General features: G+C 56.5%; 28 protein-coding genes. 16 read left to right on the top strand and 12 right to left on the bottom strand.

Annotated features, from left to right (window positions below):
• Positions 1-126: 126 nt before the first annotated feature.
• Both SIB73_RS00570 and SIB73_RS00565 read left to right on the top strand, forming a co-directional pair.
• Positions 127-654, top strand: coding sequence for a hypothetical protein (locus SIB73_RS00570; RefSeq protein WP_413403701.1), 528 nt, complete (start codon positions 127-129; stop codon positions 652-654).
• 17 nt (positions 655-671) lie between these two features.
• Entirely contained in the window at positions 672-866 is a 195-nt protein-coding gene (locus SIB73_RS00565) for a hypothetical protein (RefSeq protein ID WP_413403702.1), read from the top strand.
• Between the two features lie 78 nt (positions 867-944).
• Here the strand turns inward: SIB73_RS00565 and SIB73_RS00560 are convergent, their stop codons facing one another.
• Together SIB73_RS00560 and SIB73_RS00555 are read right to left on the bottom strand one after the other, a co-directional pair.
• Positions 945-1,268, bottom strand: coding sequence for an AIR synthase (locus SIB73_RS00560; protein ID WP_413403703.1), 324 nt, complete (start codon positions 1,266-1,268; stop codon positions 945-947).
• Positions 1,253-1,387: a hypothetical protein gene (locus SIB73_RS00555; protein ID WP_413403704.1), complete on the bottom strand. Its 135-nt coding sequence runs from the start codon at positions 1,385-1,387 to the stop codon at positions 1,253-1,255. Before SIB73_RS00555 ends, SIB73_RS00560 begins: the two co-directional genes overlap by 16 nt.
• A gap of 62 nt (positions 1,388-1,449) precedes the next feature.
• Between SIB73_RS00555 and trmH the strand changes: the two genes are divergently transcribed.
• A complete protein-coding gene (trmH, locus tag SIB73_RS00550) occupies positions 1,450-2,139 on the top strand; it encodes a tRNA (guanosine(18)-2'-O)-methyltransferase TrmH (RefSeq protein WP_413403705.1) in 690 nt (229 codons plus the stop codon).
• Positions 2,140-2,166: 27 nt separating this feature from the next.
• On the opposite strand, the gene SIB73_RS00545 is transcribed toward trmH, so the two are convergent.
• Complete coding sequence (locus SIB73_RS00545) at positions 2,167-2,427, bottom strand: hypothetical protein (RefSeq protein ID WP_413403706.1); 261 nt, start codon at positions 2,425-2,427, stop codon at positions 2,167-2,169.
• A gap of 21 nt (positions 2,428-2,448) precedes the next feature.
• The gene (locus SIB73_RS00540; RefSeq protein WP_413406552.1) at positions 2,449-3,267 is read right to left on the bottom strand and encodes an ABC transporter permease; all 819 of its coding nucleotides are present in this window, start codon (positions 3,265-3,267) and stop codon (positions 2,449-2,451) included.
• A gap of 92 nt (positions 3,268-3,359) precedes the next feature.
• Between SIB73_RS00540 and SIB73_RS00535 the strand changes: the two genes are divergently transcribed.
• Together SIB73_RS00535 and SIB73_RS00530 are read left to right on the top strand one after the other, a co-directional pair.
• Positions 3,360-4,805, top strand: a complete 1,446-nt coding sequence (locus SIB73_RS00535; RefSeq protein ID WP_413403707.1) for an ATP-binding protein — start codon at positions 3,360-3,362, stop codon at positions 4,803-4,805.
• Complete coding sequence (locus SIB73_RS00530) at positions 4,802-5,170, top strand: hypothetical protein (protein ID WP_413403708.1); 369 nt, start codon at positions 4,802-4,804, stop codon at positions 5,168-5,170. The genes SIB73_RS00535 and SIB73_RS00530 overlap by 4 nt, the downstream gene beginning before the upstream one ends.
• Here SIB73_RS00530 and SIB73_RS00525 read toward each other — a convergent pair.
• The 5 genes from SIB73_RS00525 to SIB73_RS00505 form a co-directional block, all read right to left on the bottom strand.
• On the bottom strand, positions 5,121-6,506 hold the full coding sequence (locus SIB73_RS00525) for a sensor histidine kinase (RefSeq protein ID WP_413439664.1): 1,386 nt from the start codon (positions 6,504-6,506) through the stop codon (positions 5,121-5,123). The genes SIB73_RS00530 and SIB73_RS00525 overlap by 50 nt on opposite strands.
• An 87-nt stretch (positions 6,507-6,593) precedes the next feature.
• On the bottom strand, positions 6,594-7,205 hold the full coding sequence (locus SIB73_RS00520) for a prepilin-type cleavage/methylation domain-containing protein (RefSeq protein ID WP_413403710.1): 612 nt from the start codon (positions 7,203-7,205) through the stop codon (positions 6,594-6,596).
• A complete protein-coding gene (locus SIB73_RS00515; RefSeq protein WP_413403711.1) occupies positions 7,198-7,737 on the bottom strand; it encodes a Tfp pilus assembly protein FimT/FimU in 540 nt (179 codons plus the stop codon). The genes SIB73_RS00520 and SIB73_RS00515 overlap by 8 nt, the downstream gene beginning before the upstream one ends.
• Entirely contained in the window at positions 7,734-8,147 is a 414-nt protein-coding gene (locus SIB73_RS00510) for a type II secretion system protein J (protein ID WP_413403712.1), read from the bottom strand. The genes SIB73_RS00515 and SIB73_RS00510 overlap by 4 nt, the downstream gene beginning before the upstream one ends.
• Entirely contained in the window at positions 8,144-8,650 is a 507-nt protein-coding gene (locus SIB73_RS00505) for a hypothetical protein (RefSeq protein ID WP_413403713.1), read from the bottom strand. Before SIB73_RS00505 ends, SIB73_RS00510 begins: the two co-directional genes overlap by 4 nt.
• Positions 8,651-8,772: 122 nt before the next feature.
• On the opposite strand from SIB73_RS00505, the gene SIB73_RS00500 reads away from it, so the two are divergent.
• The gene (locus SIB73_RS00500; protein ID WP_413403714.1) at positions 8,773-9,498 is read left to right on the top strand and encodes a response regulator transcription factor; all 726 of its coding nucleotides are present in this window, start codon (positions 8,773-8,775) and stop codon (positions 9,496-9,498) included.
• Here the strand turns inward: SIB73_RS00500 and SIB73_RS00495 are convergent.
• Positions 9,473-10,759: a sensor histidine kinase gene (locus SIB73_RS00495; RefSeq protein ID WP_413403715.1), complete on the bottom strand. Its 1,287-nt coding sequence runs from the start codon at positions 10,757-10,759 to the stop codon at positions 9,473-9,475. The genes SIB73_RS00500 and SIB73_RS00495 overlap by 26 nt on opposite strands.
• Positions 10,760-10,890: 131 nt before the next feature.
• Between SIB73_RS00495 and SIB73_RS00490 the strand changes: the two genes are divergently transcribed.
• From SIB73_RS00490 to SIB73_RS00465, 6 genes are all read left to right on the top strand, one after another.
• Positions 10,891-11,367: a type II secretion system protein gene (locus tag SIB73_RS00490; RefSeq protein ID WP_413403716.1), complete on the top strand. Its 477-nt coding sequence runs from the start codon at positions 10,891-10,893 to the stop codon at positions 11,365-11,367.
• A gap of 94 nt (positions 11,368-11,461) precedes the next feature.
• Positions 11,462-12,004, top strand: a complete 543-nt coding sequence (locus tag SIB73_RS00485; RefSeq protein WP_413403717.1) for a type IV pilin protein — start codon at positions 11,462-11,464, stop codon at positions 12,002-12,004.
• Between the two features lie 3 nt (positions 12,005-12,007).
• On the top strand, positions 12,008-13,810 hold the full coding sequence (locus SIB73_RS00480) for a hypothetical protein (RefSeq protein WP_413403718.1): 1,803 nt from the start codon (positions 12,008-12,010) through the stop codon (positions 13,808-13,810).
• Positions 13,811-13,998: 188 nt separating this feature from the next.
• Positions 13,999-14,505, top strand: coding sequence for a type IV pilus modification PilV family protein (locus SIB73_RS00475; RefSeq protein WP_413439663.1), 507 nt, complete (start codon positions 13,999-14,001; stop codon positions 14,503-14,505).
• Complete coding sequence (locus SIB73_RS00470) at positions 14,502-15,185, top strand: Tfp pilus assembly protein FimT/FimU (RefSeq protein ID WP_413403720.1); 684 nt, start codon at positions 14,502-14,504, stop codon at positions 15,183-15,185. Before SIB73_RS00475 ends, SIB73_RS00470 begins: the two co-directional genes overlap by 4 nt.
• 118 nt (positions 15,186-15,303) lie before the next feature.
• The gene (locus SIB73_RS00465) at positions 15,304-16,902 is read left to right on the top strand and encodes a VWA domain-containing protein (RefSeq protein WP_413403721.1); all 1,599 of its coding nucleotides are present in this window, start codon (positions 15,304-15,306) and stop codon (positions 16,900-16,902) included.
• 14 nt (positions 16,903-16,916) lie between these two features.
• On the opposite strand, the gene lepA is transcribed toward SIB73_RS00465, so the two are convergent.
• Complete coding sequence (gene lepA, locus SIB73_RS00460; protein WP_413403722.1) at positions 16,917-18,731, bottom strand: translation elongation factor 4; 1,815 nt, start codon at positions 18,729-18,731, stop codon at positions 16,917-16,919.
• Positions 18,732-19,213: 482 nt separating this feature from the next.
• On the opposite strand from lepA, the gene SIB73_RS00455 reads away from it, so the two are divergent.
• From SIB73_RS00455 to SIB73_RS00445, 3 genes are all read left to right on the top strand, one after another.
• Positions 19,214-19,564 (top strand): DMT family transporter, encoded by a 351-nt coding sequence (locus tag SIB73_RS00455; protein ID WP_413439662.1) that lies wholly within the window; start codon positions 19,214-19,216, stop codon positions 19,562-19,564.
• A 115-nt stretch (positions 19,565-19,679) separates the two neighbouring features.
• Positions 19,680-20,819, top strand: coding sequence for a glycerol dehydrogenase (locus tag SIB73_RS00450; protein ID WP_413403725.1), 1,140 nt, complete (start codon positions 19,680-19,682; stop codon positions 20,817-20,819).
• 65 nt (positions 20,820-20,884) lie between these two features.
• Positions 20,885-21,538, top strand: coding sequence for a TVP38/TMEM64 family protein (locus tag SIB73_RS00445; protein WP_413403726.1), 654 nt, complete (start codon positions 20,885-20,887; stop codon positions 21,536-21,538).
• Here the strand turns inward: SIB73_RS00445 and SIB73_RS00440 are convergent.
• Positions 21,527-23,008 carry a malate:quinone oxidoreductase gene (locus SIB73_RS00440; RefSeq protein WP_413403727.1) on the bottom strand — a complete coding sequence of 494 codons (1,482 nt, stop codon included), beginning with the start codon at positions 23,006-23,008 and terminating at the stop codon, positions 21,527-21,529. The two genes, SIB73_RS00445 and SIB73_RS00440, sit on opposite strands and share 12 nt — an antisense overlap.
• 88 nt (positions 23,009-23,096) lie before the next feature.
• On the opposite strand from SIB73_RS00440, the gene SIB73_RS00435 reads away from it, so the two are divergent.
• Positions 23,097-23,342, top strand: a complete 246-nt coding sequence (locus SIB73_RS00435; RefSeq protein WP_413403728.1) for a NifU family protein — start codon at positions 23,097-23,099, stop codon at positions 23,340-23,342.
• Positions 23,343-23,412 lie beyond the last annotated feature (70 nt).

The raw sequence follows: 23,412 nt of genomic DNA, 5'->3' as shown, positions 1-23,412 counted from the left end.
TGGGACACATCCCTGAAGAGGTGACCGAACAACGTCGACACTGCATCCAGATATGACTGGGCTGAGTCGATAGCTCCGCACAGACTTCACGCGAGCAGAACCAGCCTGTGGAGCGCAACAGGGGTAATGCCATTGACCCACCAACACATCCCAAGCATCTACGCGCTGCAGGATTCGGACATCCTGCACCTGCTTGCAGCCCTGCCGAACTCAACGATGGGGCGCCGCTACGGCTTCGCTTTTCAACTGATGGCCACCTATGGCCTCAAAGCGGCGGACCTGCGCTACCTGCAGGTTCGCAATCAGGACACGGAACTCTGGCTGCGTTCAGGCCGACATCGCGCTGAACTCAGTGGACGCCCCAACGAGCCCTGCAGACTTGAAGCCCTGACTGTTGTGAATGTCGACGGCACTCCGCAGGACTGGAACCTGGTGACTCGGGTCGCTCGTGGAGAGCGATTGCCTCCCTTGGGCAGCGACTCAGAAGCAGACCAGCATCTGGAGACTTTCCTGAACGATCAACCTGCATGGCGAAAGATTCAGAACAACGCCTTGCTTTCCGCACAGAAAGCCATGGTCGACAGCTTCTATCAACGCTATGCCTGCACCACTCAAAACAGAGGCTGCCAATCACATCGGCATAATGGTGGATAAGGATCCAGATCTCAACAATGCCCGAGCCAGACAATATCCAGAGAGTCGAGCTGATTAACTACAAAAACGATGCAGGGAAGGAACTTCTGGGCCTTGGCATCGAACTGTCTGATGATCCGAACGGTGGCATCAAAGTGCGTGTCTTGATGGATCCACAAGTTGTGAGCGGCGTCACCGTCACTCCGCTCCAACAGAGCGGATGCTGCGGATAAACCAGCGTTGCAATCCGATCATCTTCGGCGGTTCAAGATTAAATATGAACAACAACAGCTCCACCACTGGTAACGATACTATTCAGCTTTGAAAGAGAAACAGTTTCCACACGACGACACATCAATCGTTTTACCGGAAAGAAAAAATCCTCCGCCGGAGAGTGACTCCTGGTAGTCAATCACCATTCCAGAAAACAAACTCACTTGCTCAGCCTTGGAGTAAAGAGTCACTCCTGACTCCCTGGAGATCGGCTCACCCGAATTACGGCCTGCCTTGAACACAATCGCGTGGTCCGAGCAGCCTCCGGACACGACTTCGGCATGCATTTCACCGGGTATGCCGGCAACAGCGGATTGACGCATGAGCTCCAAAGCCGCATTGGAGGTCAAAATCGTGCCCATCCCAGATCTCTGATTGCGATCACACCTATCAGCTGAAGTTGGCGACCGCCGGTGGTCATGACATTGGCGTGGGTAACAAATGCATTGAAGATCAACTGGATGCCGGTTGCAGCTTGCATGCAAACCTGAGCAATGCCCCCATGGCTGCCGGCATGCCTTCGCGCCTGCAGCACTCTCAGCGATGCCGATCCTTCCCCGCAGATTTCAGCGTCTGAAGCAGGTTCTGGACTGCCGGATGTCGGATCTCACCGTTCTGGTGGAGCACGTTGAAAAACCCCACAACCTCTCAGCCATCCTGCGTAGCTGTGATGCCGTGGGAGTTCTGGAAGCCCATGCGGTCAGCTTCAGTGGCAGGCCCCGAACCTTCAACAGCACCGCACAGGGAAGCCAGCGCTGGGTGCCTCTGCATGATCATGTCGACATCAGCAGCGCAGTACACCACCTCAAGACTCAGGGATTCAGGCTGTACGGAACGAACCTGGGGGTGAACGCGCGCGACTACCGCGACTGCGACTTCACCGGCCCCAGCGCCTTTGTTCTCGGTGCGGAGAAGTGGGGACTGACCGAAGAAGCCACCGCATTGATGGATCAGGCCGTGTTCATACCCATGCGCGGCATGGTGCAGTCGCTGAATGTGTCCGTGGCGACGGCCACCCTGCTGTTTGAGGCACTGAGGCAGCGCCAGACGGCTGGGGTCGCACCGTCTGGAGGGGAAGGAATTCCGGCGGAGCGCTACAGCGACCTGTTGTTTGAATGGTGCTATCCGGAGGTGGCGAACTGGTGCCGTGAGCAAGGCCGCAGCTATCCAGCCCTCACGGAATCAGGCGAAATTCTCGAACAACTGCCCCGCACCGCAAAGCTGCGATGTTGAGCAAAAAGCCTGCGGTCTGAACCTGTTTCAGAACGGCATCAGCACGTCCTTGCTGCCTTGCGTGCGCTCCATCACAGGATGATTACGCCGCGCGGCCGGTAACCGCAGAGCGAACAGCAGAGCAAGAATTTCCAGGGGCAAACTGCGGCCGATGAACAGGACCACGAGCCCGAGGGCGATCGCCAGCATCTGCTCCAGCAGACCGATCACATCGTCAGGGTTGCTGCGGCCGGACACCCACAGAGTCACCATCAGCGTCAGCAGAGAAAGCGTGGCCCAGAACGGCATGATCTGATCAATCCTGCAATCTCACTTTGCCGCGTCCCGTCCCGTGCTGCTCACCCAGGCTTCGAGACCCTCACCCAGAAACGACAAACCCAGCACCAGCACGAACATCGCCAGACCTGGATAGAGAGCGGTCCACCACACGCCAGTGGGGACTGCAGCAAGCGCGAGATTGAGATCACTGCCCCATTCCGGCACCGTTTCCGGAAGACCTAAACCGAGAAATCCAAGGCCACCCAGCACCAGCACCGCATCGGCGGCATTGAGCGTGAGCAGCACCGGCACTGAGGTGATCACGTTGCGCAGCAGGTAGCGGCGCAGGATCCAGACCGGTCCGGCACCGAGCGTCCGCGCTGCCTCCACGAACAGCTCGGCTTTCACCTGGGCTGTCTGATTGCGGACCACCCTGAAGTACTGGGGGATGTAAACCACACACAACGCCGCGGCCGCGTTGGGAACACCTCGCCCCAGCAGAAAAGCCAGCACCACCGACAGCAACAGCACCGGCAGGGTGTAGAGGGTGTCCATCAGCAGTACAAGAACACGATCGACCCCTCCCCCCAGATAGCCGCTCACCATCCCCAGCGGAACACCGATCAGAAGCGCCAGGGTCACGGCAAGCAGCACCACCTGGAGAGCCACGCCGCTTCCCTGCAATGTGCGCACGCAGACATCGCGTCCAAGACGATCAGTGCCGCACCAATGCGCCATCGAGGGAGACGCGTAAATGGGATTGTCCAAACCAGCATTGGGATCCGGCAGCAGGCCAGCGGCTAGCAGCACAGGTGTGAGCAGGGCCACTAAGCCATAAATCGCCACGATCACCAGGCCCCAGCGGGCCATGCGAGCCGAAAGGCTGGGACGGGCAATGCCCAGAGGCGAGGCGGCAAAACTCACAGAGGAGCAATGTATTGATCCAACTCATTCTTGCTGGCATGCCCGTGAACAAGCAGGATGAGCTCATGAATCGTTCCGGCACCTGGCGATCTCGCCTGATGGCCACGATGCTTGGCCAGCTGCAACTGGCGACTTATACCGCAGTGATGCTCGGCTTCACCGGCGCCACCAGCACGGGGCTGTGGCTAAGCGAGCGCAGCCGGTTGAGTGTGGGTCAAGATCGCCTGGTGAGTGCATCGGAATCACTCGCCGTACGCCTAAAGGAAGAAGGACACCCAAACAAAAACGAACAGGTGATCCTGCAGGAACTTCAGGAACACTCAAGTGGACGCACAAAGCTCTGGCTGGAGAAACCTGACGGGAAGCTGCTGACTCCCAGGCGGGATCACCTTCCAATGCCAGATGGTCTGCTGAAAGCAGCGATGGCGGCAAACCCTCAAAGGAATCCTGGCCAATCGCATCTGATCTCTCTTCAAGAACGTGACTACCTCACCATGCTGAACCGGCGTCTCGAGTCGGGTGATGAGCTCTGGAGCAGCACTGAGATCTCTCGCCTGGGCGCTGCGCAGAACGAATTTCTCGCCTGGATGATTCTGATCTGGGGAGGATCTCTCGGTGCTTCCCTGCTGCTGGTCAGCCTCTTGGTAAGAAAGATCACCAGACCGTTGCAAGAACTCAGCAAGCGCAGCGCCGAACTCACCGCTGAAGGCCTGCAGACAGCCGCCTTGCCGGTGCCCAGGGGACCGGAGGAACTCAGCCAGCTCACCCGCACCTACAACGCACTCACCGAGCGACTTGCCCAGTCCTGGAGCCAGCAGCGTCAGTTCGTGAGCGCCGTGAGTCATGAATTGCAAGCACCACTGACCCTTGTATCGGGCTCTCTGAAACGCGTGATCCGCAAGGCCCCGGAGCTGGAAGCACAACTGGTTCAGCGCCTGCAGGACGCTGAAGACGAAACGGTCGGCATGCAACAGCTGCTCAATGACCTGCTCGACCTTTCACGCAGTGACTCCGGGCGGTTGCAGGTGAAACAGGAGCCTGTGGATCTGCGGCCTTTGCTGAAGGAAGTGGTTCGCGCCCAGGGAGCGGCCCTGGATCGTGAACTGCCCCTGGAGCTGCCATCGGAAGGACACTCCACCACAGCGCTCGGTGATGCCGCCAGGCTGCGCCAGGTGTTGCTCAACCTGATCGAGAACGCTCACAAGTACTCACCCCCTGAACAACCCATCCAGCTGCGTCTGCGATCCGGCAGCAATGGGCTGGTGCTGGAAGTGGAGGACCGTGGCATCGGCATTCCCTTGCCGGACCAGGCCTATGTGTTCGATCGCTTCCATCGGGGCGCCAACACCACGGGGCAGAGCGGCAGCGGCGTGGGGCTCTCAGTTGTAAAACTGCTGCTGGAGGCAATGGGTGGCAGCATCGATGTCAGAAGCGAACCCGGTATGGGCAGCTGCTTTCGCATTCAACTGAGGCGAACCCCATGATTGCCTACCTGATTCTGATTTCGCTGCTGGTGCCGGCCAATCTCTGGGCATCGATCACACCCCATCTGCACACCGATCTGAGCATGCGCCTGCTGCATGGCGTGTCGACGGTGGTGTTACTACCTCCACTGGTCAGCATGTGGCGTCAACGCCGGCAGATTCAACGGCTGCCAGCCCTGCTGCTGGCGAGCTTTGCCGTGGTGCTGGTGGTGGTCAACAGCAAGATCACCGCCATGGGAATGGGTGTGGAGTACGGCTGGGTTGACCACCTGTTCCTGGCAATCGCCTGCCTGGCGGTGCTGAGCTTCTACCTGCTCAGTGATGAAGAGGATGAGCTTCAGGAGCAGCAGACGCGCACCTCCTGAGGCTCAGCCCGAAAACGGCACCACCACCTTCTGCATCTCCAATCGACACGCTGCCTCCCATCTGCTCGACCAGCGTCTGCACCACCGCCAGCCCGATGCCACTACCAGGGATCTCGGCGCTGTTGCGGCCACGGCGGAAACGCTCAAACACCAACTCCCGCTCCTCCCTGGGGACTCCCGGGCCATGGTCGCGAACCTGCAGGATCAGCCTCTCTGTCTGGCAGAAACAGTCAATCTCCACCGGAGAAGCAGACGGGCTATACCGGCAGGCGTTGTCAAGCAGATTGACCAGACACTGCACAACAGCATCACGATCAGCGAAGACCTCGATCAACCGGGAATCAAGTGCATCCTGGGAGATCACCACAATCCGCGGCTGTTCCGCTGGCTCGACCAGTGCGATGGCCTGCTGAACCAGATCAACAACGCATAGAGGCTGGAAAGTGAGGGTCTGACTGCTGATCTCGGCGCGGGTGATCGCCACCAGGTCGCTCACCAGTTGCTCCAGATGGCGAAGTTCATCCGCCACGATCAGCAGTTGCCGTTGCTGATCAACCGTGAGGTTGTCGCCGCGGCGCATCAGCCTGCGGTTGTAGCCGCCAATGATCGTGAGGGGGTTGCGCAGCTCATGGCTCACACTGCTGGCGAACTGTCGCTGACGCTCAAGGGAATTCGCCAGGCGGCCCTGCAGATCATTGACCGCAACAGCCAGAGGCTTCAGCTCCAGTGGCAGCTGGTCGGGCTCAATGGGTTGATGCTGCAGTGGCTTGGAGCGTAATGCCTCCAACGTGCCTCCGAGATGCGTCAGAGGCTGCAAAGCACGTTCAATGCCGCGGCGATGAAGCAGAACTGATAACAGTGCGGCCAGAACGGCGGTAAGCAACAACCACATATTCAGTTGACGCTGAAACGACACCTCGGCAGAGACATCATTGAGCAGATACAACCGAAAGGGGTTGCCGTTCAGGTTCAAGATCCTGCTGGTGATCATGTAACTGCTGCTGCGATTGCGGAACAGCAGAGGTCTGGTCTGGTTGTGAGCAAGCTGCTCAGCCCGTTGGCGCAGATCCGCAGGGGGATCAGCCAACCCAGCATCAACAGACTTCTGGCCTTCCAAGTGCCCCCACAACGCCAGATTGGAGCTGGAGAACGGACCGAACCGGCGTTGTAGCTGTTGAGGTTGGCCCGCCAGGGCGACGTTGCTGCGCAGCACACGTTCAGCCCGCTGCATTGTGATCAGCTGTCGCTGGTGGCGCTGCTGCCTGAACAGCTGAACATTCACCAGCAGCAAGAGGCCATACCCCAGCACCACTGACAGCAGAGCGGACCGCTCCAAACGCCGCCGGGTCGAGATTTGCTCAACACCAGCGTTCATAGCGATCCTCTTCCAGCCGCAGAAGAGATCGGCAACCTGCTCAGGTTTTCAAGCCGCCAGTCGACTGCGCAGTGATCGCCGCTTTCCAGAACCGGTCGGCAACTGCTGTTCGATCTCCAGCTCCAGCACAGGCCATTGCGGGTGCGGGCGTGCTTTAAATCCTGATCCGATCTCCTGGGAAAGTGCATCCAGCAGCACCCGATTCTGGAAAGCACCCCGGAGATTAGGCACGCCATCGAGGCTGTAAGCCGGGCCACAGCGCATCAACACCTGACCGCGCCAGATCGCAGCAGGAGCTGAGCCCACTGAGTAGACGATTGCGTCCTCACCGCGCGCCTGAACATCATCAGCGTGGGTTGCAATGGCCAGCACCGGACGACGACCCGCCATGCGGCAGGGCCAACGATTGGAGACGGGTGGGTCGACCATCCAGCTATGGGCCGATCCCAGTTCCGCACGGATCAGCTCCAGACTGCGGCGCTGGCGTGAGCTTTCACTCAGGCGCATCGCCATCGCCCTGCCCAGCTGCAGATCGGCACCGATCAAGCGCAGCATCAGTACAAACAACAACGTGCCCAGGCTCAGAGCCAACAGCAGTTCCAGCAGCGTGAAGCCAGCAGAGCCATCTGGATGGCATGACCCTCTCTGCATCTCATCCATCCTGAGCCCTGGGGCGGCAACCCGTGCTGCGGGGAGACGCTCCCATCACGGGAGGATCTCCCTGATAGGTGCCAATCCGGCTCACACCCAACGGCAAACTCACCACCAGGCAGAGGCTGCGGGCCACACGCGCATGGCTGAGCACGGTGGTACCACCATCAAGCAGCAAGCCGTTGGCCGACACACGAATCACTTCCGGCAGGTTGGTGTGCACCTGAATCGGCCCCTGCTCGAAGGCCTCCTGCAAGGAGATGCCGATCCCTGAGCAGGGAGCCAACGCGCCAGGCAGATCCTGTTGCTCGGACTCCAGCCAGGCCTCGCTGCCAAGGCTGATCCCGCAGGCCTGCTGCGCACGTCGTGCCGCCAGGCGTGCCCGTTCCAGACCCAGCTGCAAACGCCGGGCCGCCGCATCAAGCTGCAGCCGATCACGATCAGGTCTGCTGTTCGGCACAACCAGTGAGGCGATCATCCCCACAACAGCAACCGTGACCATCAACTCCACAAGGCTGAATCCAGCGCCCGAATGCTTCATGATCGGCAGAGCCCGTAAGCCGCGGGGCTGAGCAGCTGGCGGCGCTGCAACAGCACCTCAGCATCGGCGTCCACAGCAGACAGCTGCTGCCAGATGCCGCTCTGCTCAGGGTCCGCAACCCACTGCCGAGTGATGCCCTCGGGCAACGGCACAGCCTGATCCAACGCAGCAGCGAGGGCGCCAGCGTCGAACAGGCATGGGTCTGAACCAGGTCTCAACAGGTTGAGCGGAGAGCCATGAAGCGCGAGCCAGCGATGACTGGCCAGCTGCAAGAGCTCAAGCTCATCAGCCTGCTGCTGCAGCCTGCTGCTCTGCTGCCAGGTCGCCATCGCCTGGCTCCAAACGCCAAGGGCCGCACTGCTACTGACTGCCAACAACAGCGATGCAACCATCACCTCCGGCAGGCTCATGACAGGGACTCCGAGCTATCGCGCCCGATCAGCTGCACGGCACTGATGCCCAGGATCTGGGCCTGATCAGCAGCCAGCTTGAGCCTGAAGCTGGCGCGACGACCATCGGCGAGCGCCAGGCGCAGATCCCCCGATCCGGGAGCTGGTTGCCATGACAGCAGTTGCCAAGGCTGATCAGCCACGCGGCCCTCCATCAATGATGCGGGCTCTGCGCCGGAACAGCTGTGCTGGCGTTCGGGCCAGTCAGCAGAGGGCCATTGCAGCAGGCAGGCCTGCACACCGGTGGCCATGGTCGTGAAGGCCTGGGCGGCTGAACGCAGCAGATCGGCCGACTGATCCCGCTCCATCGCAGCCTGCAAACGCAAGCGACCCTTGAGGCTGAGGGTGTGAATCGAGGCGCTGCCCAGCAGCAACACGGCGGAAGCGGTCAGTGTCAGGGGAAGGACAAATCCTGACGCTTGCGGCTTCGGCCTGGCAAACAACGACTGGCGGGATTCCAGCAACAACACAGCAGTGCTTCACGACTGTGCCGAGCATTCCCCCGAAAACACAGATCCCCCGATCGGGGGAAGCAATAGAGCAATAGGCGTGAAAAGATACAAATGACCGTCAAATCCGAACAAGCATGGGTGGCTCAGCGGTGGATGCCAGCAGCAGTCGCAGCAGAGTGCTGGTGGTTGATGACGATCCGGAACTGCTGCAGTTTCTGCAGGACGAGTTCAGCCAGCAGGGGATGGCCTGCAGCAGCGCCACTTGCGGCGGCGATGCGCTGCTGAAGCTGAGACAGGAAAGTTTTGATCTGGTTGTGCTCGACTGGACCCTGCCGGATTTCGATGGCACCGAGATCTGCCAGCGTCTGCGCAGCAGTGGCGACACCACGCCTGTGCTGATGCTGACCGCACACGACGATATTGATGACCGGGTGCAGGCACTGGACCTGGGCGTTGACGATTACCTCACCAAACCCTTCGAGCTGAAGGAATTACACGCCCGCGTCCGCGCCCGCCTGCGCCGGGGCCAGTTTGCAAGTTCTGAACGCGCCAAAGACAGCCTCAGCCTTGGCGATCTGCAGATCGACCTGATCGAACGTCGAGTGCAGAGAGAAGACAAAACATTGTCTCTCTCCCAACGTGAGTTCGACCTGCTCACCTACCTGGTGAAGCACAACAACGAAGTGCAGACCCGGCAACAGATCCTGGAGGGGGTGTGGGGCAAACCATTTGTGGGCGATCCCAACTCCCTGGATGTGTACATGGGTTACCTGCGCAAAAAAGTTGAGGTCAAAGGTGAACCGCAGCTGCTGCACACCGTGCGCGGCGTGGGCTTCATGGCCCGGCTACCGCAAGCCTGAACCGCAGCTGCATATCAGCTCCTCCACCTGAGGCGTCAGCAATCACGAGCTCGCCTCCCATCAACTGCATCAGCTCGCTCACCAAAGACAATCCAATCCCCATACCGCGGGTACCGCTGGAACTGCCACCCCGCTTGAAACGTTGCAAAACCAGTGATCGCTCGGCTGCGGCAATACCAGCACCCTGATCCAGCACATGCAGCACCAACCAGTCACCGGCTGGCTCAACCTGGAGACGCACAACGCCGGAGCTGTAAAGCAGAGCGTTGCGAATCAGCTCCTGCAGACACTGCTGGAGTTTCTGAGGATCAGCCATCAAGGCGGGCCATGGCTCAGCACCTGGCAGAGACAGCTGCACACGACCTTGCGCGAGGCCTAACGACGATTCGTAGGCATTGAGCAGCTGTTCGCCTGGATCAAGCGGCTCACTGTGAATGGCAAGTTTTCCAGCGTCAATGCGAGCCAAATCGCGCATCACATTGAGCAGATCAGACATGCGCCGCGCTTCTGAACTGATCATCTGCGCTGAACGCTCTGCAGATGCCGGCAACACCTGCCGCTGCAGACGCTGGGAATAGCCGGAGATCACCGTGATCGGCGTGCGCAGTTCATGAGTGACGCCATCCACAAAGGCTCGCTCACGCTTCCAGGCAGCAGCAAGGCGTTGCTGAAGATTGTTGAACGCCAGCGCAATGGCACGCAGTTCCTGAGGTTGCGTTGCAGGATCCAACAGGTTCTCGCCGAGATTGTCGGCCTCGAGCTTCTGCAGCTGATTGTCAAAATCGTTGAGGGGAACCACCAGTCCTCGCCGCAGCACTGGCCGCAGCAGAAACGCCGTGAACAGGATCGACACACCTGCCGCTGCGATCAGCAACAGGTGTGTCATCCGCTGTCGCTCGAGTGATTGCGTAACGTTCTGACGCAGCTGAAACCAGCGCTGTTCACCATCTGATAACGGCAACCGGCTGATACTCACCAACCAGCGCTCGCCGGAGGCATCAGTCTGCAGACGTGGCTTCTCCGTTGGCCCAGATCGCAAAAGAGTCACCTTCAGGCCAAAACTGCTCAGAGGCATTGAATCCAGCCGACCTGTATGAACTTGTGGAGCCAATGACTGCACCAGGCGTTGATGACGCTCACGTCGTTGCAGATCGGCGAACACACTGCTGAGAAGCAAAAGCAGGGCATATCCGGCAACAACCGTGAGCAGGGCAGTGGACTGCAGCCACACCCGCAGCGAAGGCAGCGACTGTTGTTTCAAAGAATGAGAGGAAACCTAAGAGCCTTCTTAGAGAGCTTTAGCCATTCATTACCTGTATAGCCCAATCAAAAAAGGGATGCTGAATCTGTCAGCACAAGACGTGCTCAACCATTCACAAACACCCCTTAGCCATGACCACTCTCAACAGCCGACTGCAACTGGCCATGCTCAACCGCAAGAAAGGTCGCAACGCACTTGAAAAGGGCTTCACGTTGGTGGAGTTGATGATTGTGATTGTGATTGTTGGAGTTCTATCAGCGGTCGCACTTCCTAATTTCTTAGGAACGAAAAGCAAAGCAGAGGCAGGTGCAATTAACGGCAGCCTTATAGGACTTGCGAAAGAGTGCGCAACCAATGCAGTTCTTGACAGCCCTGATGCAGTATCAGCAAGTTCAGCAACAGGAATAACCTTTGTCGAAGGCGCTGCAGGTACAAACTGCCAGTCTGGTGCGGCAATGTCGAATACAGATGCCTTCACAGCAGCAGATATCGGTGGAGCTAAATGCCAAGCAGATGTCGCGGACGGAAATACGGATACTTTCTGCGTTATTGAAGTCTCAGATGACGGAGAAGTGACTGGAGAATGGGGAACAGCAGTAGCAAGTTGAGTTTCACAAACTACTGATAAATCAATCAGCATGGGCCGTTTCACCCATGCTGATTACAAGGTGCCAAATTCACAAATTCACACGAGGCCAGGTCATGCGCAAGAAACGCCAGTTACATGACAAACTTATTACATTCAGCAAAAAGAAAATACTTCTCAATGGATTCAGTATCACTGAAGTGGTAGTTGCAACATCAATCATTGGAACCCTGAGCGCCATCGCGGTTCCCAACTACATGGAGTCAATGCGAAAGAGTGGCCAAAGAGAAATTCAGTCCAAAATTGCGTCTATACCCACAATCATCAGCGCCTATATCGATGCCACAGGCGAACTACCTACAAGGTGGGATGAGCTTTCCAGCATCGCTGCGGTGATGACCAACGATGGTCCAGCAACTGGAGAATTAACCTCACCAATCATTCTTCCAAATGGAATATACGAGCTTGCTGTCTCAGGCCCAACTGATTCGGTTTACACGTTAACAGCAACACCCAGATTCATTAGCGACGCAGCAGAGACTGAAGAAATTGATGAAAACCGATTTGCAATACAATCCTGCTTCAATGTGAGCAACGGTGCAAGTGATTTAAAAACTGGCAATGGCATCGAGAATGAAGACGTTCTTAATTGTGGCTAAGTCATGCAGAAACTGCCTTTGATCAACACTTCCAAAAAATCAATTCGACCATCAACCCCCCAAGCAGAAGAAGGGATGGCCCTGTTGGTGGCCATGCTGATGGGCACTGTTCTGCTTGCTGGAAGCTCAGGGCTCATGATTCGCCAGATCATGGCACGCAAATTAGGCTCAGCGGAAAGTTATCAACAGATGGCTGAATCTGCGGCTTTAAGTGGCCTGAATCGCATCATTGGCGACCTTAATCGCAACGATAGGGATAACTACACTGGATTCTTGCTATCCCTCAACAACAGCGAAGGAAAAAATGGTTGGGCCTTCCCAAACACTGAAGGGTTTGAGTTGGTGGAGCTCTGCACACCAGTCACAAAACACACTGCAGCATATCCTGCTGGAACAGAAGATCTGGCGCCAGAAGTAGTCATCAATGATGGAAGCATCCGATCCGATGGGGGATCAGACGATATTCAAATTAGCTACAGACTCCGCAGTTACGACACAACAGCCACGGCTGGAAATGGAGAAGGCACTTTTTACGTTGAAGGTGTTGTAAAGCGTGGCGACACCACACTGGCACAGGCATTATTACGCCGATCCTTGTATGTGAATTCCAAAGTTCCCGGTGTTGGCGACTGGAGTGTGATGAGTGGTCGCAACCTTCGGTTGAACGACACAGAAATTGTTGGACCGGGACATATTTTTTATCTAACCAGCAGAACCAATAACTATTCCGCGCTGCAATACGCTAACAGCTGCAGCGATTCTGCCCTGCTCAATGATGTGGGGTCTAGTAATTTCAACCTTGCAGGAAAAACCAGAAACAATCAAATCTGGCCAATCAATATCAATGAAATGAATCGAGGTGTCAGTGGGATGCCGCCACCAACCCTCTTTGAGAAAGACCCCATCAATGACACCACATCCGAAAACAGTGAGACCACTATTCGAATGTGGAGCTTTGATGACAGTCCGCCTGCTTCAGCTGATCGCGATCAAGACGGCGCTCCCGATGTTGATTCCGCTGGGAATTTAATCCTCTACCCCGCCCTGCCATGCGGTGAAGCCGTGTGTGTGCGCGATGCTGACAAAACCGATCTTGGCGATTATAAGTTCAACGCATCAGGAAAAATCGAAGATTCCGGAGATTTTCGAACACTGGCAGAAGAAGGGCTCGAGATTGATCCGGAAGAATCAGTAATCATCCTATCCAAGCAAGACATCTGCAAACAATCTAACCAGTTTGATTGTCATGTTTATATAGATCACATCAAGTTATCTTCAAAGTCTCTCCACATCGAAACGGACGAATCAAGAGCCGTTGTTTTACACCTTGATCAGCCTATTGCTTATCCTGATGATGCAAGAATCACCAGAGCCATTGAATTGAGCAACAGCGCCGAGCTATGCGCAGTGAGTGCAAACAGTTCAAAATGCAATGAAAAACCTGAACAACTCGTGATCATGGCCAGCAGGGGTGCAGCACCTACGCAAGCCTGCGACAGTAAAGTGCGATCTTTAAGCTTCTCCAACGACAATCTTCCCTACGCACTTCTTTATATGCCAACGGGAACGATTCGAGCTGATAATGCATCATTAAATGGTCTGGCCTGGGCAGCAAGCATTTGCGTGGTGGACCCACTCAATAATCCATCGTCCTTCCAACTGACAACAGAATCTGGAAATACAACAGTCGTTGAAAAAGCCAACAACCTCTGGGGATGGCAAGATCGTTTCAATTATCCAGGGTATGGACGCATGGTCACGCGAGCGATTCGCGGAACAAGCCTCGACACTTTCGAGCGATGGTAGAACATTCTTAAATCTGGTAAAAAATCTCAGAATGCACTCAGATTAATCACTCTGAATACAAAGCAACCCTTGAGTCTTCAATCATCTAAGCCAGATCAAAAGATCGCATAATGTACTTAATCAGATCCATACCTCAAAAACATAGCCCCTTGTAAAGCCATCCATCATTCAACACAGCCCTGATGAACATGAACGATCGAGCATCACCACTTCGAAACAAGGTCAGAAGAAAAAAGCAGGCGGAGGGCTTCACGCTGGCCGAAAGTCTCATCTCAGGAGTTGTTGTTGCTGCCGTGATGACAGGAGTGGGTCGCATGGGCGTTTCATCGATGGCAACAAGCAGTAATCAGTCTTCACGTAACTCGATCGAAGCAGCAATCAACAACCATATTCAACTGGTTCAAATGCATGATTCGTACCTCACAGCAGAGTCGATCCAAGCTGAATCAGGCCTGAACACTGATTTAAACCTAGCCTGCCAAAATCCAAGTGCGTTTTTAAAAAACCATCTTCAGAATGTTGATATAACTGGCAACTCCCCTGATCCTCAGGTTGCCATGGACTGGAATAGCGAAGATCCAAACCTTCTGGTGCTTACATATAACTTTGAGGCGCCTGAATCATCAATCGGCGCAGAACAAAGGATCGTTGATATCAATCCCAACTTTTCCTCTCAGTGCTATAGCCTGCAATGAAAAAGATAAACAAAGGGTTCACTTTAATTGAGATGGTCGTCACCATGGCGCTGCTTGCAGCATCAACCGCCATCACGGTTCCAATGATCACAAGGAATCGCGGACAGGGGGATGTGAATCGCTATGTCCACTCCTTGGAGTCCGGGCTGTTGAGTTTAAAAGCAAAATTGGGTCAAACCAAAACAAATTGTGAAATCAGTTTCCCCGCAACATTTACTTTTCAAAAACCAGAAACTCTTGTTGAGTTCAGCCAAGGAAAAAATGAGCAGACGAGCATGCAATGCTGTAATTCTGAAATCAGCCAAAAGACTAATGACCCTGACTGCTTGACTGGTTACCCCGGAAACCGTCTGGGCGAACTAACGGGGCAATCGCAGGATAATCTTCGCCTCGTTCAACAGGAATCAACACCGGCATCCAAGCAAGTTCGCGTAGCTGTCAGCAAAACAGATTTTGGCTTAACGCCCCCAGGCACCACGGCAAATTTAGACACCATTACCTTTCTGATTTGCCATGAGCAAGCAGCATCAACAGAGAATCCAACATCCTGCATCCCAAGTCAAAACAAACTGAGTATTGGCTGTGTCGAAATCAACGGAGCAGGAGAAATCACAAAAGGTACTTGGGCACTGGCCAATCCAGAATCTTCGGTGAGCAGCGGGTCATGCAGAAAAACATGATGATGATTCTAAGATTTTGCTTAGAAAGTATTCAGCCTCTATCTCTCCAAGCAAGGCAGACACCATGGCAGATTAAACGCATATAGGTACACCCATCACGCACTTGATGCCTAGAATAATGCAAAAGAAAACGCAAAATCAACGGTCAAAAGGTTTCACGATTCCCGAACTTCTCGTTGGAGTTACAACGGGAACACTGATCGTTGGCGCAGCATCCATGGGCCTGCGCAGCACCCAAACCTTAATCAGTGAATCCCATGGCAAGGCCACACTCAGACAAAACACCACCACAGGTGTACGCCTCATGCGCTCTGAGATTGAACGCAGCATGAATCTACTCGTGGTGCGAACAGATGGTGTACAAGAAGGTGAGGAACATACTGACCTTACCCCCCATCAGGATGTTGTGAGCTTCTGCCAGGGATTATCCAAAGCGAAAGGGTTCCAGCCAGTGTTTGGAGTCAACATGATGGAACTGGATGAACCTGTCATTTACGGCATAGGACTGAGCGCTGATGAACGTGGATATGCATTGCTCCGCTGCGGAGCTCCTCTAAAGATGGATGGAAAGTACGTTACGGAAGAAGATCAGGTGCAGCCCAATGACAATGAACAATATGAAGCAGGGCTCTTCATCACCTCTGTTTTAGATGACATCGGAACAATTCCATGCAAAGTCAATGATCTTGCGGAGGACGAACAATGTCCCGACAGCAATAATTTGGATACCATTTTACGTGGTGTCACTTTTGAATTCTCTGGTGATAAAACACCAGCACGAAAATTTCAGGAACCGGCTCTGAGAGTCCAAACTGATGTCAACACCAAACTGGTGAAATTCATCGACCCCTACGAGCTCGATGACTCCAAAAATGACGATCCTTATCAGATCTCAGCCAGCTTCCTTGAAGACACCAACGCAGCGAAGTCTCAGACCAAACAGGATTTATATTTTGCCGCATTTGCGCGCGCCGATAAACGTGTGAGATTTGGCTTTAATGCAACTGATGGTAATCAAGGAAATGGATACAGTGGTGGGGCATTTTTCCAGAACATCACCAGCAATAATGTTCGATTTATCCTAGATGGATCTGGATCCATGAGTGCATGTGTTGCCTGGAGCGGAGAATATGGAAACACACGGCGTCGCTTCTACGATCCGCAGAAAGGCTATTACCGCACATATCGAATCTGCAGTTTTACGCGCATGGAAGCCCTGCAAAACGAAATGATCAATATCGTTAATAATTTGCCTGATTACACAAAAATTGGGCTCTCTGCATTCAGCACCAATGGTAAACGCAACAACAAAACCTGGTCTCAAAGCAGAAACAATCTTGTTGAGCTGGGCCCTGCCAATTCTGAGGCCCGACAATCTGCCATCACCTTTATTAACAGCCTCAGTTCAAGCGATCCGGTCTATTGGGGTGGAACCATGCCATGGAATCCACTCGACGATGCATTCAATGACGAACTGACAGACACAGTTTATTTTCTCTCGGACGGCAAGCCCAATAAAGATCGAAGCAATGGATCGTGGAACAGTTCCGACTACGACGGAGTGGCAGATTACTATGCATCGTTAAATGCTTCACGGGTCATCGATGGCAATAAAGCCATCAAAATCAACGCAACCAGTGTTGGGCTTGATTCAGAGTGGATGCAACTTCTCTCGAGCAGAACCTCAGGCGAATACATCAAGGTGGATGATCTCTGACTCCAGACCTCCAATCACGGACTCTGATTCAACTTCAACACCGCCATGAAGGCTTCCTGAGGCACATCCACCTTGCCCATGGCCTTCATGCGCTTCTTGCCTTTGGCCTGTTTCTTCAACAGTTTCTTCTTGCGCGAAATGTCACCGCCGTAGCACTTGGCCAGCACGTCCTTGCGCATGGCACTGATGCTGGTGGAGGCAATGATGCGGCTACCAATGGACGCCTGCAGCGGAATCTTGAATTGCTGTCGAGGAATCAGCTCCTTGAGCTTTTCCACCAGACCCTTGCCCACGTTGTAGGCCTTATCGCGGTGGACGATCGTGGTGAGAGGGTCAGCCCGTTCACCGTTGATCAACACATCCAGGCGCACCAGTTCATTTTTGCGGTAACCAATCAGGTGATATTCCATTGAGGCATAGCCCTGGGTTCGCGTCTTCATCTGATCGAAGAAGTCGGTCACCACTTCGGCCAGCGGCAGCTCATAAATCAGCGTCACCCGGTCGGTGGTGATGTATTTCATGTCGACGTACTCACCACGGCGCTCCTGACAAAGCCCCATCAGCGCGCCGTTGTAGTCGTTGGGCGCATAGATCTCCATGCGCACGTAGGGCTCTTCAATCGATTCGCGCTGCTGCGGATCGGGGAGCGTGGCGGGGTTGTCCACCATCTCCTCTGAGCCATCGATCATGTTCACCTGATAAATCACCGATGGTGCGGTGACGATCAGATCCAGGCCGTATTCGCGCTCCAGCCGCTCCTGCACGATCTCCATGTGCAGCAAACCGAGGAAACCGCAGCGGAACCCGAAGCCCATGGCGCTGCTGGTTTCAGGCTCGAACTTCAAGGCAGCATCCGAGAGCTGCAGCTTGTCGAGCGCTTCACGCAGGTCGGGGTACTGATCCGCTTCCGTTGGAAACAGTCCGCAGAACACCATCGGCTTGGCCTCGGTGTAACCGGGCAGAGGTTCATCGGCCGGTGCGTTCAGAAGGGTGATCGTGTCACCCACACGGGCATCAGCCACGGCCTTTATCGATGCAGCCAAATAGCCCACCTCGCCGGCATGCAGCTCATCCACCTTGCGCTGGTCGGGCGCCATCACTCCCACTTCATCAAGCTCATAAATCTTCTTGCTTTCCATCAGCAGGACCTTGTCCTTGCAGTTGATCCGGCCGCTTATCACCCGGAAGTACACAATCACCCCCCGGTAGGGGTCGTAATAGGAGTCAAAAATCAGCGCCTTGGTGGGTTCATCCACCGCATCCGCCGGCGGCGGCACCCTGTCCACCACCTCCTGAAGAATCTCAGGCACCCCAAGCCCTGTCTTGGCTGAACAGGGGATCGCATTGCTGCAATCGAGCCCGATGATCGCTTCGATCTCTTCCTTGATGCGATCCGGATCCGCGCCGGGCAGATCGATCTTGTTCAGCACCGGAATGATCTCCAGATCGTTCTCCAGGGCCAGATACACATTGGCCAGCGTCTGGGCCTCCACACCCTGGCTGGCATCCACCACCAGCAGCGCCCCCTCACAGGCCTGCAGGCTGCGGCTCACCTCGTAGGAGAAGTCCACATGGCCTGGTGTATCAATCAGATTGAGGGTGTAGGTCTCTCCATCAGCGGCGGTGTACTTCATCCGAGCCGCCTGGAGCTTGATCGTGATGCCCCGTTCCCGCTCCAAATCCATGTTGTCCAGGAACTGCTCCTGCATGTCCCGGTTGGCCACCGTGCCCGTGTCCTGCAGCAAACGGTCGGCCAGCGTCGACTTGCCATGGTCGATGTGGGCAATGATGCAGAAATTACGGATCCGTGAGACGGGTGCGTCGGTCATGCGGTTGGCGGAATCCCGTCGAGGGCTGATCAAGGCGTTGACTCAATCCTAGGGAGCAACGATCAGCAGCAAGACAGCCTGATCAGGATGAACACTCAGCGCCGGTAGTGGCGTCGCGGCTGCTCTGGATTGCCGCACCGGTCAACCTGCAACTGGATGCTGTCCAGAGAGCGGCGGACCATCACGTCAGCACGTTCAGAATCAGCGCAATCGAAGTGAAACCGATCTCCTCGGTCGGTTCACTCAGACACACTCGGATCTCTCTCCGTTCAGACATCGTTTCGAGCGGCTGGATAACCAGCTCACGACTCCGCTTCAAAGCCGATCAAGCGGGTGATTCGATGTTCGTCATTGCCAAGAGAAAACCACAGCACAACAGAATCCATGACCACCAATCGTCTACCGAACCGTAGACATGGGCTGATCTCTCCTTTCGAAACTGAACCAATCAAGGATTGATGGAATGGACTGTTGAATAGTTCATGCCCCTGGTTTACACATCGATGAATTCGCCCTGGGTGTTGCTGATGCTGGCGATTGGCGCAGAGGTGATCGGCACCTCCTGCCTCAAGCTCTCGCAGGGATTCAGCAGGCCAGTTCCCACCATGGTGGTACTGGCGGCTTACGCCATCTCGATGACGTTGATGTCACGGGTGGTCCAGGTGCTCCCCATGGGCCTCACCTACGCACTCTGGAGTGGCATCGGCATCGTGGCGATCGTGATGATCGGCCTGTTGGTTTACAACCAGGTGCCGAGCCAGGGTCAGTTGATCGGCATGGCCCTGATCACAGCCGGTGTGATCACGGTGAACCTCGGGGGTCATCCAGGTTGATGCTCACCGCGAGGTCGCAACTTCGGCAGCACAGCTCAGCACCGGCGGCACTGACATACATCTACTGACGTACATCTGAGACCTGGCTAGGGAATGATCACTGCCTTGCTGGGCCATGGGATATCGCACAGATTTCAGTCGTGATCACCATCGTCCACTGGCGGTGTTCGCCTCGCCTGGACGTTATGTTCAGGGTCCCGGCGCCACCTGGGAACTGGGCACGGAACTGAAGCGCCTCGGCCTGAGCGGTCCGGTGTTGTTCATCGCCGGTGGCACGGCCCGCAGAACACTGGCGCCGATCTGGCAGGACACCCTCCCCCCTGTGGGTGTGACCCCCGTGGTGGAGGCATTCGCTGGTGAATGCAGCGAGCAGGAGATCAATCGTCTGGTCGCCCGAGCGGCGACTCAGCCCTTCTCAGCCGTGGTGGGTGCTGGTGGAGGCAAAGCCTCCGACACGGCAAGAGCTGTGGCCGATGAACTGGATCTGCCGGTGGTGATCACCCCCACCCTGGCGAGCACCGATTCCCCCTGCAGTGCTCTCTCTGTGATTTACACCAATGGCGGAGCGGTGGAGGGCTTTCGCTTCTACAACCGCCATCCGCTGCTGCTGCTTGTTGACACGGAGGTTGTGGCCAGGGCGCCCAAGCGGCAGCTGGTCGCTGGTTTCGGAGATGCACTGGCCACATGGTTTGAAGCCCGCAGCTGCCGGCAAAGCCATGGCTGCAATGTGGTGGGGGGCTATCCGACCACCACAGCCACAGCCCTGGCCAAGCTGTGTTGCGACATCCTTCTGGCGGATGGCCCGGCTGCCTGCTCCGCCGTGGATGCCCACGCCACCACCCCTGCTCTCGAGCGGATTGTGGAAGCGAACAATCTGCTGTCGGGGCTTGGTTTTGAAAGTGGCGGCCTGGCTCTTGCCCATGCCGTTCACAACGGCATCAGCGAGATCCCGGCAAGCCACGCCATGCTCCATGGCGAGAAAGTCGCCTTCGGACTGCACACCCAACTGGTGATGGAAGGCCAGCCCCAGTCTGAGATCCAGGAGATCTTCAGCTACTGCCGATCCGTGGGACTCCCCACCACCCTGCAGCAGATCGGGATCAACCCCGACGATGACGAAACCATCCAGCGGATTGCGGAACGCACCGTCATCCCTGGTGAAAGCAGCCACAACGAGCCCTTCGAAGTCACCGCCGCAGCGGTGGCGGATGCCATCCGGGCCGCTGATCAACAGGGGCGTGCGTATATCAACTGATACCGGTGGTCGCAGGAGATGACATCGATATGGGAAGGTCTTCAGCACGCTGAACCTGCCTGCCTGTGCCCCGCTTTCGCCGATTCCTGCTGATTGCAGCTGTGATTGCCGGGCTTGCCGTGCTGTTTCACCTGATCAATGTGCACGGGCTCGAACCGATCCGGGCTCAGGTGGAGCGCCTTGGTTTCTGGGCCCCTCTGGGAATCCTGTTCCTGCGGGGCGTGAGCATCATTCTGCCGGCACTGCCCAGCACGGCTTACTCACTGCTGGCCGGCGCACTTCTGGGTTTCCAGACGGGCTTCATCACAATCGTGATCTGCGATCTGATCTTCTGCCAGGCGGCCTTCCTGCTGGCCAGCAACTATGGACGCGGCCCGATCCAGAAGCTGGTGGGAGAGGGGGCGATGACCACCATCGAGCGCTTCAGCCGCAACCAACTGGAAGGCAATCCATTTCTGCTCACCGGTCTGCTGATGACAGGCCTGTTCGATTTCGTGAGCTACGCCGCAGGCCTCGGCGGTATCCCCTGGCGCGCCTTCGCGCTGCCGTTGCTGGTGAGTGTGTTGCTGAGCAGTGGGCCGATCGTGGCCCTGGGCGCTGGCATTTTCAGCGGCGGCAAACTGCTGCTGGTCGGAGCCGTGTTCGGCATGTTCGGCCTGGCGATTGTGGCGGGCGTGATTCAGCAGCGCATGCGCAAACAGGAAGGCTCAGACGCTTAGACCCAGCAGGGCGTTGCTGCGCTCGCGGGTGCGACGCAACAGCTCCTCATCGGCATTGAGATCCTCCCCGTAAGTGGGAATCAGCTGTCGAAGACGCTCCTGCCAGGCCTGAGTGGCCAGCTTTGAAGCAAAGCAACGCTCCAGCACCTCCACCATGATCTGAACGGAGGTGCTGGCCCCGGGGGAAGCACCCAGCAGCGCCGCCAGTGATCCATCCGCGGCACTCACCACTTCAGTGCCCATCTGCAGGCGTCCACCATCGGGCGTGCGTTTGATGATCTGGACCCGCTGACCGGCAACCGAAAGGCTCCAGTCCTGCGCGTTGGCCTGTGGGAGGAAGGCGCGCAAGGCCTCCATCCGGTCGGCTTCGCTCTGGCGCAGCTGATTGATCAGGTATTTCACCAGAGGCAGGTTCTCAACCCCCACCTGCAGCATGGGCAGCAGGTTGGAGGGGCGCACCGACAGCGGCAGATCCAGCAGGGAGCCTGATTTGAGGAATTTGCTGCTGAACCCTGCAAACGGACCAAACAGCAAGGAGCGCTTGCCTTCAATCCAGCGGGTGTCGAGATGCGGCACCGACATCGGCGGTGCGCCCACCTTCGCCTTGCCGTACACCTTGGCGTGATGGCGCTCCACAAGCCCCGGCTCACCGCACACCAGCCACTGGCCGCTCACGGGGAAGCCGGCGTAGTCGGCCGCCTCGGGAATGCCACTGCTCTGCAGCAGTGGCAGAGCACCGCCTCCGGCGCCGAGGAACACAAACGGAGCCTGCACCCTGCGTCGGCCCGACGGACCGCGCAGATCAAGCTGCCAGTCGCAGCTGGTCATTGACTCCGTCAACGGACGCCGCAGTCCCTGCACCGAGGAGCCGTACATCACCTGAAGTGCTCCAGCGGTCTGCAGGGGCAGCAGCAGTGCCCTGGTCAGAGCCCCGAAGTCAAGATCCAGTCCCCGCTCGATGCGGGTGGCTGCAAGCGTTTGACCGCGGCGTCGCCCATCCATCACCAGAGGCATCCAGTCGCTGATCTGCCCGGGGTCCGAGCTCCACTGCATCGCCGCGAATGCCGGCAGCACATGCAGCTGCCGATGCCGCTGCTGAAGAAACGCCACATCCTCTTCACCCCAGACAAAACTGAGATGGGGCACCTGGTGAAGAAAACTGCCGGGGTTCAGAACACCCTGTTCACAGAGAGAGGCCCAGAACTCCAGACTGCGTTCGAACGCTGCATTGATCCCCAGGGCCTTATCAACGGATACGGTTCCGTCGCTCTGCTGAGGGGTGTAATTGAGTTCACAGTTGGCGGCATGGCCGGTGCCGGCATTGTTGACCGCGGCACTGCTCTCCAGCGCCGGCGCCTCGAGACGCTCAACCAGCAGCAGGCGCATGCCCGGGTCGAGGGCATGCAGCAACGAAGCCAGGGTGGAGCTCATCATTCCGGCTCCCACCAGCACGGCGTCGTAACGATCCATCGCGTCGGGTGATCCTGCTTCTCAGGGTATGAATCCATCCGGACACTTGCCTGCCTACCCTGTGGGAAAGCACGCAACCGAACCGGCCATGAGCACCGAAACGATGCCGCTGAGCACTGAAAATGTGGAAAAGGTGCTCGATGAACTGCGCCCGTTCCTGATGGCCGATGGCGGCAATGTGGAAGTGGTGGAGATCGATGGACCTGTGGTCAAAGTGAGATTGCAGGGTGCCTGCGGCAGCTGCCCCAGCAGCACCATGACCTTGAAGATGGGAATCGAGCGCAAAATGCGCGAATGCATTCCCGAAGTGAGTGAAGTGGTTCAGGTTCTCTGAGCAGACCACTGCACTGACAGGCCCAATTCAAAAAGCCATCCTGAAGTCATCAGTGAGGGCATGAGCAGCG

This window comes from Synechococcus sp. MIT S9509 (assembly GCF_047303035.1).
In the GTDB taxonomy this organism is placed as follows: Bacteria; Cyanobacteriota; Cyanobacteriia; order PCC-6307; family Cyanobiaceae; genus Synechococcus_C.
Note: the sequence above shows the minus strand (reverse complement) of the source record. Positions and strands in the feature narration are given on the sequence as shown.